Origin of the sequence: Pedobacter frigiditerrae (assembly GCF_004331645.1) — a bacterium.
GTDB lineage: Bacteria > Bacteroidota > Bacteroidia > Sphingobacteriales > Sphingobacteriaceae > Pedobacter > Pedobacter frigiditerrae.
Genome location: NZ_SJSK01000001.1, coordinates 1,167,164 through 1,181,784, shown reverse-complemented (window position 1 = coordinate 1,181,784; position 14,621 = coordinate 1,167,164). Strand labels below are relative to the sequence as shown.

At 35.5% G+C, this 14,621-nt stretch carries 12 protein-coding genes; all 12 read right to left on the bottom strand.

Annotated features, from left to right (window positions below; genetic code table 11):
- Positions 1-124: 124 nt before the first annotated feature.
- The gene (locus EZ428_RS05085) at positions 125-1,129 is read right to left on the bottom strand and encodes a 3-oxoacyl-ACP synthase III family protein (protein ID WP_225870997.1); all 1,005 of its coding nucleotides are present in this window, start codon (positions 1,127-1,129) and stop codon (positions 125-127) included.
- Positions 1,129-1,878, bottom strand: a complete 750-nt coding sequence (locus tag EZ428_RS05080; RefSeq protein ID WP_131552017.1) for an SDR family NAD(P)-dependent oxidoreductase — start codon at positions 1,876-1,878, stop codon at positions 1,129-1,131. The genes EZ428_RS05085 and EZ428_RS05080 overlap by 1 nt, the downstream gene beginning before the upstream one ends.
- A complete protein-coding gene (locus EZ428_RS05075; protein WP_131552016.1) occupies positions 1,878-2,102 on the bottom strand; it encodes a phosphopantetheine-binding protein in 225 nt (74 codons plus the stop codon). Before EZ428_RS05075 ends, EZ428_RS05080 begins: the two co-directional genes overlap by 1 nt.
- Complete coding sequence (locus tag EZ428_RS05070) at positions 2,096-2,989, bottom strand: hypothetical protein (RefSeq protein WP_131552015.1); 894 nt, start codon at positions 2,987-2,989, stop codon at positions 2,096-2,098. The genes EZ428_RS05075 and EZ428_RS05070 overlap by 7 nt, the downstream gene beginning before the upstream one ends.
- A gap of 4 nt (positions 2,990-2,993) precedes the next feature.
- Positions 2,994-4,022: an aminotransferase class V-fold PLP-dependent enzyme gene (locus tag EZ428_RS05065; RefSeq protein ID WP_205945599.1), complete on the bottom strand. Its 1,029-nt coding sequence runs from the start codon at positions 4,020-4,022 to the stop codon at positions 2,994-2,996.
- Between the two features lie 38 nt (positions 4,023-4,060).
- Positions 4,061-5,149 (bottom strand): DegT/DnrJ/EryC1/StrS family aminotransferase, encoded by a 1,089-nt coding sequence (locus tag EZ428_RS05060; protein WP_131552013.1) that lies wholly within the window; start codon positions 5,147-5,149, stop codon positions 4,061-4,063.
- A gap of 5 nt (positions 5,150-5,154) precedes the next feature.
- Positions 5,155-6,177 carry a polysaccharide biosynthesis protein gene (locus EZ428_RS05055; RefSeq protein ID WP_131552012.1) on the bottom strand — a complete coding sequence of 341 codons (1,023 nt, stop codon included), beginning with the start codon at positions 6,175-6,177 and terminating at the stop codon, positions 5,155-5,157.
- A 4-nt stretch (positions 6,178-6,181) separates the two neighbouring features.
- Entirely contained in the window at positions 6,182-7,276 is a 1,095-nt protein-coding gene (locus tag EZ428_RS05050) for a Wzz/FepE/Etk N-terminal domain-containing protein (RefSeq protein WP_131552011.1), read from the bottom strand.
- Positions 7,277-7,322: 46 nt separating this feature from the next.
- Positions 7,323-9,779 (bottom strand): SLBB domain-containing protein, encoded by a 2,457-nt coding sequence (locus tag EZ428_RS05045; protein ID WP_131552010.1) that lies wholly within the window; start codon positions 9,777-9,779, stop codon positions 7,323-7,325.
- A gap of 737 nt (positions 9,780-10,516) precedes the next feature.
- Positions 10,517-11,653 carry a GDP-mannose 4,6-dehydratase gene (gmd, locus tag EZ428_RS05040; RefSeq protein ID WP_131552009.1) on the bottom strand — a complete coding sequence of 379 codons (1,137 nt, stop codon included), beginning with the start codon at positions 11,651-11,653 and terminating at the stop codon, positions 10,517-10,519.
- 97 nt (positions 11,654-11,750) lie between these two features.
- Complete coding sequence (locus tag EZ428_RS05035) at positions 11,751-13,031, bottom strand: nucleotide sugar dehydrogenase (RefSeq protein ID WP_131552008.1); 1,281 nt, start codon at positions 13,029-13,031, stop codon at positions 11,751-11,753.
- A gap of 530 nt (positions 13,032-13,561) precedes the next feature.
- A complete protein-coding gene (gene rfbA, locus EZ428_RS05030) occupies positions 13,562-14,422 on the bottom strand; it encodes a glucose-1-phosphate thymidylyltransferase RfbA (RefSeq protein ID WP_131552007.1) in 861 nt (286 codons plus the stop codon).
- Between the last annotated feature and the right edge of the window lie 199 nt (positions 14,423-14,621).

Below are 14,621 nucleotides of genomic sequence, written 5' to 3'. Positions count from 1 at the left end.
TCCGTTCTTTTAATACAAGTTTCCAATCATATTTCGCATATAAAGGAACAAATAAAATACTGAAACTAATCCCCATACCTTCCCCACATAATTAGCCAAAATATTTTTGAACATACAGAAAAAATTAAAACCTTAAGACAGTACCCCCCCAAGAATACCCTACTCCAAAACCCGCAATGAGAACATTGGTTCCCTTATTTATCCTATTATCAATCATGGCATTTTTTAATGCAATAGGGATTGTTGAAGACACCGTATTACCACATTCTTTTAAGAATAAATAAAATTTAGATTCATCAATACCTATTTTTTTCCTTAGATGGTTGAGCATAAATTGATTGGCTTGATGAAAAACATACAAATCAATCGTTTCAAGTTTTAATACATTTTTAAACAAAACGTTATCAATTAAACTAGGCACAGCACTAGATGTAAATGAAAAAATTTCAGGCCCATTCATATATAAGTATGAGGGGTTTAGAACATTACCATACTCATCAATAGTTTCCTTCTCTTCCCTCAAAGGGTTTCTAGCTCCTCCATTTTTAATGATCAGATTTTGTGCCCCAGCGCCATCGGTGCCTAAATCAAAATCCCCTATTTCACAGATTCCATCGGTGCTAATTATTGTTGCACTAGCTCCATCTCCAAAAATAGTTCGGTTAGATTTATCTCCTTTATGGATAAATTTTGTATAAGTCTCAGAGGTAATCAACAAAATATTTCTTGCTATCCTTGCTGCTATAAGTCCTTTAGCTAGAGCTAGGCCATAAACATATCCAGAACAGCCAAGATTAAAATCAAGTGCACCTACTGTTTTATTCATTCCTAGGCGATCCTGTACAATACAGGCGGTAGTAGGTAAAATATAGTCAGGACTTTGTGTGCATAATAAAATAAAATCTACGTCAGCTCTATTGATATTATTGTTTTCGAATAACTTTTTTGAAACAGTAACTGCCATATCTGAAGTAAATTCTTCTTTATCAGCTATATGCCTTTCGTAAATGCCTGTTTTTGCGGAAATCTTATCTACTGACCAGTCTGGAAAATCTACACTGATTTGTGTATTATCCAAAACATCGGCGGGTAAATAATATTCTATACATTTTATATATGCTTTAATCATTACCTTGTTATTGTGTGTCCTCCATCTATTATAAATTCAGAGCCCGTTACCCACGTGGAGAGATCAGAAAGTAAATACAAAATTTGATTTGACACATCCCCTGTAGACCCAAACCCTAAAGGGTAAGAAAGCTCAATTTTTTTCATGTTTTCTTGGTCAACAATGCCCTGATCGTCAATTAAGTTCGTTTTAACAATTCCTGGGTGTATGATATTAACTCGGATTTTCTTTCCAGACAACTCTGTTGCCAATACTTTAGCATAAGCTGTAATGGCAGCTTTAGAAGCAGCGTAAAGACCTGTGCCAGCAACACCTAGTTTAGAAGAAATTGAAGAAATTACAACAATAGAAGCTCCATCTTTTATCTTTTTCTTCTTCAATAAAGCTTGTATAAGCAATACGTTCGCATCAAAATTAATCTCAAATATTTTTCTTATTTTCTGGCTATTAATCATTTTAGCCGGAGTGTAATCTATAATTCCGGCCGACAATACTAGTCCATCAATTGGTTCAATACTAGAAGTTAATTCATCCAAAAAATTGGGGTCTTGCAATTCGCCCGAAATTACATGAAGCGGATTTGTAGTTCCAATCTGCTTTTTGGTTTCTTCAAGTTTCCCTAAGTCTCGACCTAACAAAGTTAGCCATGCGCCAGTATTCCCTAAATCCCAAGCTGTTTGCTGTCCAATACCTGAACTAGCGCCCGTAATTAAAAAATGCTTATTAGTAAACTGATCAGATAAGTACATTAAACAATTAGTTTATATAAGTCGTCAACAGTTGAACTTTCTTGTATGTTAACTGGTGATAATTTGACTTTGTAATTATCTTCAAAATGAACAATTAAGGATAGCACTGTAAGCGAGCTCCACTCCTCTAGGTCTTTATACTGTGTTTCAAACTGAATTTCTTGAGGATCTGTTTCATCAAACAAATCTCTAAAACCTGCTAAAAATAAATCTTTATCTACCATTGTATTTTGTTTATTGGAGTAAATCTTGCTTTGTTGTTATATAAGTAACTATAAAAAGATCTTTCCAAGTGGGAATTAATCTTTTTAAAAGTTTTATTTTTCATATTAAATATAGTGCTGTTTTTATAAATCAGACCCTCACTAGGCTCCTGCGAAACAAATAATAATACATCTATCTCAGTTTCGATAACTAAAACTTCATCATTAATACTTTTAACGTTAACTCCATTTTCAGCATTTGCAAATTCGTCAGCCCAATTTTTTAACATCTCAAATTTGTCACGGATAGACATTTTTTTATAGAAGTTGGCTTTTTCCATAAGCTTAGCTGGTGAACCTGAATAAACCCTGCTCTCTTCACTGTCCTTGGTGATTACAGAGTTAATTAAATAGGTTGATCTTCTCGCTAAGGTAATTCCTGAGCCCACCACGCAAGATCCAACTAACCAGACTTCCTCTTCAATTTTAGTTGGCCTTCTAGCATATAAAATACATCCTTCAATTTGCTCTCCACTAGCAACATGTGTCCATATTTGAGAATACATGCCTACCCTAACCCCATTACCTATAAACAATTTGCCGCTTCCATCTAAAATTGTATTTTGGCCAAACCAGCAATTATGCCCAATTTCCAAACTATCCTCTCCAATCAACAACATATTGTTATGCAATACATTCCAATCGCCAATAACAACCCCATTATCGCCTACTAATATTTTAACATTGTCATTAATGATATTACAATCCCCAATAATCATCTTGGGGTTTTTAGCACCCTTAACGGCTTGAATAACAACATTAGATCCTATCCTATTAAAATCACCCATTTTAACGAATTCAGGAATAATTGTCGATTCTGCTATTGAATTAGTTGTATTAATTTCCATCTCATTAATTTTTATTATTAACCCACCACCCGCAAGGTAAGGCCAAGTACATACTTATGAACTGATCTACACCTTTAAGGGATTCTTTGTTCTCAAAAACAGAATAAATATTATTATTGATATGAACTCCTGTTGCATACCATCCCTCTTTTCTGAAATTTTCTAGCGTTTTATTTTTATCCTTACAAAGGATCCCATAAACCCAATAATTCGGTATTGTTTCTGGATTCAAATTAATGGGAACAATATCTTCGATTTCTTTAATTTTTGCATCCCAAATCCTTGCATTTCCTCGCTGTTTATCCAATAGAAATGTCAGGTGTTTCATCTGCTCAGTTCCAATATATGAATTGATTTCGCTCATTAAAGCTCCATATCCCTCAACCTCTATGTCACAATCAGGACTAATTTCACCTAAAGTCCCTCTGAATTTTGCTCTATCAATTCCATAATCTCTTATTTTTTTTGCCCTATCAAACATTTCTTGATCTCTAAAAGAAATTGCGGCACCTTCAATTGTATTGGGAAGTCTTACCGTTTGAAATGAAAAAACTGAAACATCTGAAGAAAGGTTACCCATTTGTAAATTCTTATATTCAGAGCCAAAAGCTTCAATACAGTCATCAATTACAAATAAACCATATTCTTTTGCAATAGCATTGATTTCATCTATCTCTCCAACGAAGCCACAAAAATGATTATGAAAAATCGCTTTAGTTTTAGGTGTAATTCTTTTTCTAACATCCTCAGGACACAAACTACCTGTTAATGGATTAACATCTGCCCAAACTATTTTTAAGTTTTTAACTGCAAAGGGTTGGTTGGATGCCAAGCAACTCACTGGTGAAGCTATAATTTCATCCCCTGGTTTTAATCCCAGAACAGACAAAACGACAAGCATGGCACTGTTATAGGAATTAACCGTAATTATTTTTTCATTTCCAATATAAGTGGAAAGATCTTGTTCAAATAGTCTTCCAAATTTTCCAAAAGCCAAATTACCAGAATATAGAATTTCCTCTATCTTCGGCATAATTTCCTGAGGCATATAGGGTTTGAAGATGGGGATCATTACCAGCCAGACTTAATTAGTGTAATCATTTTATCGCAATCCTCCTTGGTTACCCACCATCCACAAGGGATATGAACCATCCTGTCATAGAATAAATCTAAATTTGGTAAGTGTGCAGGAAAATCATTTAGAAAAGTATGCAAATCATTTCTTTTATGAAGTTCTGAGGCCATGATACCATGATTGGCCATTTTCTCAATAAATTTTTCTCTATGATCAACTTTTAAAGTATAAAGCCAATATGAAGGCTCCGTATTTTCATAATATTCAATAAGCTCTACACCTGGTATTCCCTTTAATTGTTCGTCTAAGTATTTTCCGTTATCAATATATTTCTGTATCAATTCATCAATGCCTTCAAGTTGAATTAATCCAATTGTGGCATTCACATTATTCATGTGATACTTATAACCTTGTATGGAAATATTGTTCTCCATTCTGGTTAATTTTTTATCCAATCCAAACCACCTTATTAATTTACCCTTTTCATATAAATCTCTATCTAATATTTGTAATGCACCCCCATCAACCGTAGTTAAATGTTTAATCGCTTGAAATGAATATACGGTAAAGGGAAAGTGGCATCCAGTTTTCCTTCCATTATATTTAGCTCCCAAAGCATGTGCTGCATCTTCGATTACAGGAACATTGTATTTTTCAGAAATCTCTTGAATTCCTTTAACATCTACCGGAATTCCTGCGTAATCAACAACAATAATTGCTTTTGTTTTAGAATTAATAACCTTTTCTATAGCCTTAGCAGATATATTCCCTGTCTTAATATCAACATCAGCCCATCGAACTTTTGCTCCAACCATTTTAATTGCAACATTTGTTGGTTCAGCAGTTAATGCTGTACTTATAACTTCATCTCCCTCTTTTACACCTGCCAAAATTAATGCAATATGCAAAGCAGCGGTTCCCGAATTTAAGGAAAGTGTGTGCCCACCACCTATAAATTCTTCGAATTTTCTTTCAAATTGCTCAACAACTTCACCTTGAGCAACATAGCCGCTATACAAAACTTGTTCAAGCCTAGGCATAAGCACCTCTTTTGGAGGAATGCTGGTTTTTATTAGAGATAACATATAGCTTACTTATTATAAGTGGATAACTCCTGTTTCACATAATCCAAGGTTAATAATAACTCCTTTAATGCTTCTACTTCTAATCTATCTGTATTATCAGAATTATATTCCTCATTAACTAATTTCGGCCCATCTTCTTGAACATACTTTGCATAATTAAGGTCTCTAAAGTCTGCTGGTACCCTGTAGAAACGACCCAAATCTTCTGCTTTAGACATTTCCTCCTTTGAACATAGGGTTTCATACATTTTTTCCGCATGACGCTCGCCAATGATATTGATTTTATTGTCAGCTTGAAACAATTCTATTAATGCTTGTGCTAATGTTTGAATTGTGGCTCCAGGGGATTTTTGTACAAAAATATCACCCGGTTGTCCATGTGTAAATGCAAACATCACCAGCTCCACTGAATCTGCTAAAGACATCATAAACCTGGTCATATTTGGATTTGTAACCGTTAGGGGCTGTCCTTCCTTTATTTGTTTGATAAATAGGGGAATGATTGATCCACGAGAACACATTACATTGCCATACCTTGTAGCCGTATAAATAGCGTTGTTATTTTTAACCCTTAAATCTCTAGCTTTAGAAATTGTAATTTTCTCCATCATTGCTTTAGAAATTCCCATGGCATTAATAGGGTATACAGCTTTATCTGTACTTAGCACTACTACTCTTTGCACTTCATTTCTTGCGGCAGCCTCTAAAACATTTTCTGCACCAAGAATATTGGTTTGTACTGCCTGCATTGGGTAAAATTCACAAGATGGCACTTGTTTTAGTGCCGCAGCATGAAATACAAAATCAACCCCATTCATCGCAGAATTTATGCTATTAAAATCGCGTACATCGCCAATGACAAAATTTAATTTATCATTTTTATATTCAATTCGCATATCTTCTTGTTTTTTCTCATCACGAGAAAAAATTCGAATCTCTTTCAAATCAGAATTCAAAAAGCCCTTTAACATCGCGTTTCCAAAAGAACCAGTGCCTCCAGTTATTAACAATATTTTATCTTTATACATATAATTATTTACTAAGGATCATTTTTATAGAATGCGAGCAAATTAAAATAAGAGCTGTTATAAACCCAAAACAAAAACTCCCTATTATTCCAGTAATGATTTTACTAACTTTTTTTATTTTTAGAGGAAAAACCGGTTCGTCAACCAATTGAATTAATGGTGTTTCTTTCAATAAGGCCATTTTAGACATTTCTAGATTTTTTACTAATTCTCCTAGTACCGCTTTATTTGTTTCGGCTGAAAACTGCATTTTTTGCATAGGTGCTACACGCTGCACTTGACGTGTAGGATTTAAGTTTGGTGTAGCATCAGATACTGATGCAGCCTTATAGATCGCACCATTCATAATTGCTCTAACCGAATCTGTTTTATGTTGTAGTATTTTAACATTCTGTAAATTCTTTTTGGTCTTAGTAACAATATAAAATTCATTTACATTTTTAACCAACTCGTCATTAAAAGTCTTTGCAAAAATTTCATCTTTAGCACTAACGTCAACCTGAATTGAACTTAATTTCTTATCAGGTTTTGCAACAGACAAATTTTCTGTATTGAGATTCATTACAATAACATTCAGGATACTATCACGCAAACGATCTGGCTTTGATTGCAAGCTATAATCCGAAAACTGTAAATTAGTAAGCGCTGGTTTGTTTGCCCATTTCTGACGTAATTCATTAAAATCGATATATCGTTCTACTAACAATTGTTTTTTACCATTTGATACAATGGGAGTTAATAAGGTTTGCACCAGAATTGTTCTCGATTTGTAAAGCCCTAAAATATTATCACCTTGAAAAATGCTCCCACCCGAGCCCCCGATATCTACTCCTGCCATAGAAGCTAAACCAGCTAGGTTACTTAATCCGCCCCCTCCTTTTTCATCCTCTAAAACAAAGGTTGTAGTTGCTGTATAAATAGGCTTTTTTAAATATGCATATAAAACCCCCAATACCCCGCCTAATAAGCTTAAAGACAAGATAACTAACCACTTGGACATAACATATTTTAACCAATCCTGGATTTTAAGAATAAGCTCTTTAAGAGACATTTCTTTATTTTCACTTTTTAAATATTGTTTCCGGTCTTCTGCTGTCATTTTATTATTTAGTAGTTTTCTTTTTTGAGGAATGCTAAGGAGATATTTATCTTAATAAACTAACAACTATTGCCGCTAGAGAAGCAAGACCCGTTCCAATTCCGATCCATGCTTGTGGACTAATTTTCTCGCGTTCTGCCTTTTTTGGGACCAATATTTCAGCACCAGGTTTAACCATAGGATAATTGTTAAAGAATAAAAACTTGCTAACAGCAGCAGCAGACCCATTTGCATATCTAATATATGTGCCTCCCTTACGGGCATTTGCAGTAAAACCTCCTGCCCCGTTAATGTATTGTTTTAAACTTTTTCCTGACAAATAAACAATACTATTGGGATTCAATACCTCTCCTGTAACCTTCACGGTTTGCAGTGTACGTGGTACACGAATTATATCGCCGTCTTCTACAATCAAATCTTGTTTAGAAAGAGGCGCTTTTAAGATTTTAACTAAGTTGATGCCTACTAAGTCACTTTGAATCAATTGTTGCTCTACTTCGACAGCTATGGTATCTTTAACCCCACTTTCTTGCAAACGTTTTAAATTTAACAATTTTTTATCTTCTTCTTCCTTTACATTAATGGCATTTTTATCATTGGGATTAACCTTAGTTGCGCCAGGTCTTTTTAGTGAAGCACCATCAGCATAGGCCGAAGAGGTTAATCCACCAGCTCGTTTAATTAAATCCGAAATTCGCTCATCTTTACGGATAATGGTGTAGATGCCAGGGTAAATCACTTCTCCTTCCAATTTAACTTGTTTTTGTACGCTATATCCTTCAGCATTTCTAACGGAAATAATGTCGAATGGTTTTAACAGAAATGGCTCGCCTTGTAATTTCAAGTCTCCATCTACATTAACGGTAAACACTTCTGCACTACGAGCAGAGGACGAAGTGGCATCACTATTTTTTACTCTTCTTGAAATTTCTATGCGATTTGGAGTAGCACCTTCCTTAAAGCCACCAGCCATTTGAATAACAGATTCTAAGGTCATGTTATCCGCATAATCAAAGGTTCCCGGAGATCTTACTTCTCCCTGGATGTTCACAATATATTCATCCCTCAAGTCAAATAAAGAACTAATGGAAATTTTATCTTCACGTTGCAAGGGAATATCACTGGCTGTGCCTGCCATGATTTTTTGCAAGTCAAATGGGATCAAAGATTTTGTATTATCAGGGTTTAATCTATTGATATACCCTCGGTTCAAAAATGCATCTTCCGTTAAGCCTTCAGATTTAGCAATCAATGCTTTTAATGTTAAGCCCTTTTCCAATTCATAAATACCTGGTCTAAATACCGCTCCAACAATTTCAACCCTATTTTGAACCCTGTCCAATATAGGCTCTACTATATATTTGTCGCCATTCTGTGGACGATAATTAGCCCATTCTGCCTTTGCAACATCTATAATCTTACGATCTTTATCTGTATTCTGGAAGGCTTTAATTCTTGCGGTATAAGCCTGTGTGCTAAATCCACCTGCAAAATCCAACACATCCTGTAAGGTTTCGTTATCCTTCACCTCAAACAGTGCCGAACGCTTAACCTCTCCTATAATTTCTACTCGTTTATTATAAACCGGTACGTTAATGATGTCTTGATCTTGTAGACGAACATTAGCTTGCTGAATACCCCTTAACAAAAAATCATAAACATCAACAGTGGCAATGATCTTGTTATTTCTAATGATTTGAATGGCCCTAAAAGACCCATTTTCCGCAGGCCCACCAGAAGCATACAAAGCGTTATAAACAGTTGACAGTGAAGAAAGCGTATAGGTGCCGGGCTTAACCAAATAGCCTGTTAATGTAACTTTGATGCTCTTGATATTCCCCAAATTGACAGCCACACTTGTTCTGCCACTAGGTATGGATGGATAGGTTTTTGCAAGGCCAGCTCTTATTTTTGATGTAGCCTGTTCTATAGTTAAACCACCAACGGCAACCCTTCCTAAATATTGAATGTTAATGATACCTTCGGCACTCACCTGTAAATTGTAACTTACCTCATTATCTCCCGTTAAATCTATCAACAGTTTATCATCAGGACCGATTACATATCCCTTTGGTGTTGCAATACGTAAGTTAGGTTCAAAAGTGATGTTTCCATTTCGGAATAAATCAGCGCCAAATATTTTTGGGCCTTCTGCCATATTCACGGCTTTATCAGGACTTCCTGGGTTATCAACAGCTTCACTTTGCTGTCTTTGGTTGTCTGTAGATTGCGTACCCACATTAGCACTTGCACCCTGCTTACGAATTTTCTCGACCCTTAAACGTAGTTTTTGGATTTCTTCGGCTTTCATGCCTTGAGCAGCTGCCATTTGTTCTAACTGCGTATCATTATATCCAATTGACTCTGCCTTTTTAATCATCTCCACAATGGTGGCATCAGATAACTCGTCAACTTTAACATTTGAATAGTTCTGCGCAACAGCAACATTGGTTACAAATAATGCAAGAAAAAAGATTACTGTCAAGGCCCCTTTAAGCTTCATATAGACTGGATGTATTTAAAAAAAATTCAATTGAAATATTAAAAAAATAGTTTAATATCTATTCATACAAACATACGGAAATATTTTATAACCATTGTGCCTGGGTAGTTGTTTGCAGTTGTTTAGAGAATAAATGCAGTTCACTTATAATATGGTCTTTGAAAATAAACATTAATTATTCTTTGTTTTTTTAACCCATACATAACGATTAGTTACACATTTTGGGCACCAATAAATGCGTATGGGTAAAAAGCCAAATAATGATTTAAGCAAAAACCCCCGGGGAATTTGGTAATGAAACGCAGATTTACATTTTCTGCAAGTATAATCTTGATAGCTCATAGATGGTAGTACATGATATAGATTTGGTTCATTTCTATATCAAATTAAACAAGGATTTGTTACCTATAATTATGCCAAAAAAACGTTTTTATCCATTAACAGACATTAAGCGCTAATAATCAATACGTTATAATCAAAGTAATTGAAACAATTTGTACTATCTATTGTTTAAGTAGTCCCTGTAGCTATACATTAATTAGGCTTTAAAAAGGAGGTGTGCAAAATTAAAAGCTATTCTCCGTTGATGAAAAATAGCTTTTGACAAAATTATATTTGAATATAATGCGAGAAAAATGGGTATAGAATTGCTCACCTTAACCCTTTATTCAAAAATATTTTTAATGCTATCGGGAAGCTTTCATATTTCTGATACAACAAGGTTAAATGATCTACAATTATTCGAAATAATTTAAAGTCTTAAAATCGCCTTCCTTTAAATATTCGTCCTTTTTCATCAAATGCAAATCAGACTGCATCATGTCCTCCACTAATGCTTGAAGATTGTATTTTGGTTCCCATCCTAATTGGGCTTTAGATTTAGTGGGATCCCCAAGGAGCAAATCAACTTCGGTAGGTCTAAAATATTTGGCGTCAACTTTTACAACGGTCATCCCTAGCTTCAATGCATCATCATTTAACCCTAAGCGACTCAACACCTCAACATCTAATCCCACAATAACACCCTTCTCATTTTCATCCTTCCCAGAAAACTCTACATCAATGCCTAGCTCTGCAAAGCTCATCCTCACAAAATCTCGGACAGTCGTAGTGATACCTGTTGCAATTACAAAATCTTCTGCTTTTTCTTGTTGCAAGATTAGCCACATGGCCTCTATATAATCTTTGGCATGGCCCCAATCTCTTTGAGCAGATAAATTACCTAGATATAGACAGTTTTGAAGACCCAATGCAATTTTACAGGCTGCCCTTGTAATTTTACGGGTTACAAAGGTTTCGCCCCTTAGTGGGCTTTCATGGTTAAACAAGATCCCATTACAAGCAAACATACCATAAGCCTCGCGATAGTTTACAGTGATCCAATAGCCATAAATTTTAGCTACCGCATAAGGCGAACGAGGGTAAAAGGGTGTAGTTTCACTTTGAGGCACCGCTTGCACCAAGCCGTATAACTCGGAGGTTGAGGCTTGATAAATCCTGGTTTTTTTGGCTAAGCCTAAAATCCTCACCGCCTCCAATAAACGTAAGGTTCCTATTCCATCAGCATTGGCAGTATATTCTGGCATTTCAAAACTTACCTGTACATGGCTCATGGCGGCTAAGTTGTAAATTTCATCAGGCTGTACTTCTTGAATGATGCGAATTAAATTGGTAGAGTCAGTTAGATCACCATAGTGCAATTTAAAATAAACATTTTTCTCATGCTGATCTTGATATAAATGGTCTATCCTATCTGTATTAAACAAAGAACTCCTTCTCTTAACACCATGTACAAAATATCCCTTTTTTAACAAAAACTCCGCTAAATAGGCCCCATCTTGCCCTGTAACTCCAGTGATTAATGCAACTTTCATATCAACCTAGCTATTTTTTTGATTTCAAACATAAGAATTTTTTCCTATCGAATATTATAAAAATTCAAGCTCCCCTATCTAGAAACGTATTTTTAGATTATAATCTTGCATCTACCAATGTTCTATCTATAAAAGACTTGGTGTCAAAAATAATTGCACCGCTGTCTCTAAATGCAGCATAATTTATTTCTTTAAAAGCCTGGTGTGCTACGGCTAAGATAACGCCGTCAAATTCTTCAGCTGGTACCTGATCAAGCAAAATGATTCCGTACTCAGCCTTAACCTTACCCTTATCTGCCCAAGGATCAAAAACAACTACCTCAACGCCAAAGGAAATTAATTCCTTATAGATATCAATCACTTTTGTATTTCTGGTATCAGGGCAGTTTTCTTTAAATGCAAATCCTAAAATTAACACTTTTGAATGTTTAATGGACTTGTCTTTTGCAATCATCATTTTAACCACCTTATTGGCAACAAACATCCCCATATTATCATTTACCCTTCTACCTGATAAAATCACTTCAGGTTTATAACCCAAGGCTTCCGATTTATGCGCAAGGTAGTATGGGTCAACGCCTATACAATGTCCTCCCACCAAACCTGGTTTATAATTGAGGAAATTCCATTTGGTTGCAGCGGCTTCCAGCACATCAGTTGTATCGATATGCATGCGGTCAAATATCAAGGCCAATTCATTAACAAAGGAAATGTTAACATCCCGCTGTGCATTTTCTATGGCCTTAGAGGCTTCAGCAACTTTGATGCTTGGTGCCAAATGTGTGCCTGCCGTGATGATGCTTGCATAGAGTTGATTTATTTCAATTGCAATTGAGGGTGTAGAGCCTGAGGTTACTTTTTTGATTTTAGTAAGGGTATTGATCTTATCACCTGGATTAATTCGTTCGGGCGAATAACCACAAAAGAAATCTTCATTAAACTTTAACTCTGAATACTGCTCTAAAATAGGCACACAATCTTCTTCAGTACAGCCTGGATAAACGGTAGATTCATAAATAACGATATCTTGTTTTTTTAACACGCTACCGATCATTGCCGAAGCATCTAACAATGGCTTAAGATCTGGCGCTTTTAATTGATCTACCGGTGTAGGCACTGTAATGATAAAGACATCACAACCACTTAAATCTGTTAAAACACTTGAAAAGCTTAACCCAATACCTCCTTCATTTGAAAGTACAAGCTGAAGATCACCTAGGTTTGCCTCTTGGGTAAGATCGACCCCTTTCTGTAAGTCATTGATTCTCTTTTCATCAATATCAAAGCCAATGACTTGATACTTTTTAGCAAACTCAATTGCCAATGGTAAACCCACATATCCTAATCCAATAACTGCAATCTGTTTAGTCTCGCTCATTTTCTCACAACAATTTGTAAAGATAAAGCATTGAAGACAATTATAACAGGTTGGGAAGAGTATTTACTTTCTACGAAGTTATTCTATTATCTTCGGATACCAGTAACAAAATTGATGATAGGCTAAATTTTAGCTATCTGATTAAAAAATCGTCATCTGGCAGCTTTGTCAATCTCTTCATAGATCTTTCGTTCCTCAGGATGACAAAATGCTTACGGGACGCTTTCTTTTAGTCATCGGATGAAAAGGTACAGTAGCCAATATTCATCCGATAAAATCTGCTACGTCATACCCAGCTTGTCCCGATAGCTATCGGGAGGGTATCTTAATATATGGGAACGGTTAAATACTATTATTTGATCAATCTAAATGTTTTGGGCATTCGAAGATTTTGATCATCTCTCAATAGATCCCCTTCGCTACCGACAGGCAGGCTTAGTTCCTCAGGATGACAAACGATTGGAGGAGGTTTTCTTTTAGTCATCGGATGAAAAAGGCATAGCTGTCGATATTCATCCGATGACAATGGATTATTTTATTAATCTTAACAAATATTCTCCATATCCACTTTTTACTAGTGGTGTAGCAATTGCTTTTAATTCTTCCTTAGTGATAAAGCCCATGCGATAAGCGATTTCTTCAATACAGCCAATTTTTAAGCCTTGTCTTTCTTCAATAATTTGAACGAATTGACCGGCTTGCATTAAAGAGGTAAATGTACCTGTATCTAACCAGGCCGTACCTCTACTCAACACGCCTACCTTTAACTTACCTTGTTCTAGGTAAACTTTATTTACGTCGGTAATTTCATATTCGCCACGCGGAGAGGGTTTAATGTTCTTAGCGATTTCTACTACAGAATTATCATAGAAATACAAACCGGGAACTGCGTAATCAGACTTAGGTGCTGTTGGTTTTTCTTCTATTGATATGGCTTTTTTATTTTCATCAAATTCGACCACACCATATCTTTCAGGATCTGCAACTTGATAAGCGAAGACCACGCCTCCATCAGGATCTGAACTGGCTTGAAGCAATTTTGCCATCCCTTCTCCATGGAAGATATTATCACCCAAAACGAGCGCCACTTTATCATTTCCAATAAAGTCTGCCCCAATTACAAAGGCTTGTGCCAAGCCATTGGGTTCTGCCTGTACGGCATAAGAGAACTTGCATCCTAAATTTGCCCCATCACCCAATAATTTTTCGAAATTTGGCAAATCATGAGGTGTTGAGATAATTAAAACCTCTTTTATTCCTGCTAGCATTAAAGTCGAAAGCGGGTAATAGATCATCGGTTTATCGTAAACCGGCATCATTTGTTTACTACAAGCCAATGTTAATGGATGCAAGCGAGTTCCGCTACCTCCTGCTAAGATTATACCTTTCATATTTTTATGTTTAATTGGTTAAGTGTAGAAATCGGTTAATCGTTAATTAAACAAATTGATCTCTATTTAAACCTTTATTTTTAAAACCTTATAAAACAGTTAACCAATTTAAACAATTAAACAGTTAACCCCTTTCCTCAATACTCATATAGTTAACCAATTAACCGATTTAAACAATTAACCGTCTAACCACCTAAAC

Excerpts from the sequence above, each read along its gene's own strand:
- EZ428_RS05085 (WP_225870997.1), bottom strand. The coding sequence starts at position 1,129 with ATGATTAAAGCATATATAAAATGTATAGAATATTATTTACCCGCCGAT.
- EZ428_RS05080 (WP_131552017.1), bottom strand. The coding sequence starts at position 1,878 with ATGTACTTATCTGATCAGTTTACTAATAAGCATTTTTTAATTACGGGC.
- EZ428_RS05075 (WP_131552016.1), bottom strand. The coding sequence starts at position 2,102 with ATGGTAGATAAAGATTTATTTTTAGCAGGTTTTAGAGATTTGTTTGAT.
- EZ428_RS05070 (WP_131552015.1), bottom strand. The coding sequence starts at position 2,989 with ATGGAAATTAATACAACTAATTCAATAGCAGAATCGACAATTATTCCT.
- EZ428_RS05065 (WP_205945599.1), bottom strand. The coding sequence starts at position 4,022 with ATGCCGAAGATAGAGGAAATTCTATATTCTGGTAATTTGGCTTTTGGA.
- EZ428_RS05060 (WP_131552013.1), bottom strand. The coding sequence starts at position 5,149 with ATGTTATCTCTAATAAAAACCAGCATTCCTCCAAAAGAGGTGCTTATG.
- EZ428_RS05055 (WP_131552012.1), bottom strand. The coding sequence starts at position 6,177 with ATGTATAAAGATAAAATATTGTTAATAACTGGAGGCACTGGTTCTTTT.
- EZ428_RS05050 (WP_131552011.1), bottom strand. The coding sequence starts at position 7,276 with ATGACAGCAGAAGACCGGAAACAATATTTAAAAAGTGAAAATAAAGAA.
- EZ428_RS05045 (WP_131552010.1), bottom strand. The coding sequence starts at position 9,779 with ATGAAGCTTAAAGGGGCCTTGACAGTAATCTTTTTTCTTGCATTATTT.
- gmd (WP_131552009.1), bottom strand. The coding sequence starts at position 11,653 with ATGAAAGTTGCATTAATCACTGGAGTTACAGGGCAAGATGGGGCCTAT.
- EZ428_RS05035 (WP_131552008.1), bottom strand. The coding sequence starts at position 13,031 with ATGAGCGAGACTAAACAGATTGCAGTTATTGGATTAGGATATGTGGGT.
- rfbA (WP_131552007.1), bottom strand. The coding sequence starts at position 14,422 with ATGAAAGGTATAATCTTAGCAGGAGGTAGCGGAACTCGCTTGCATCCA.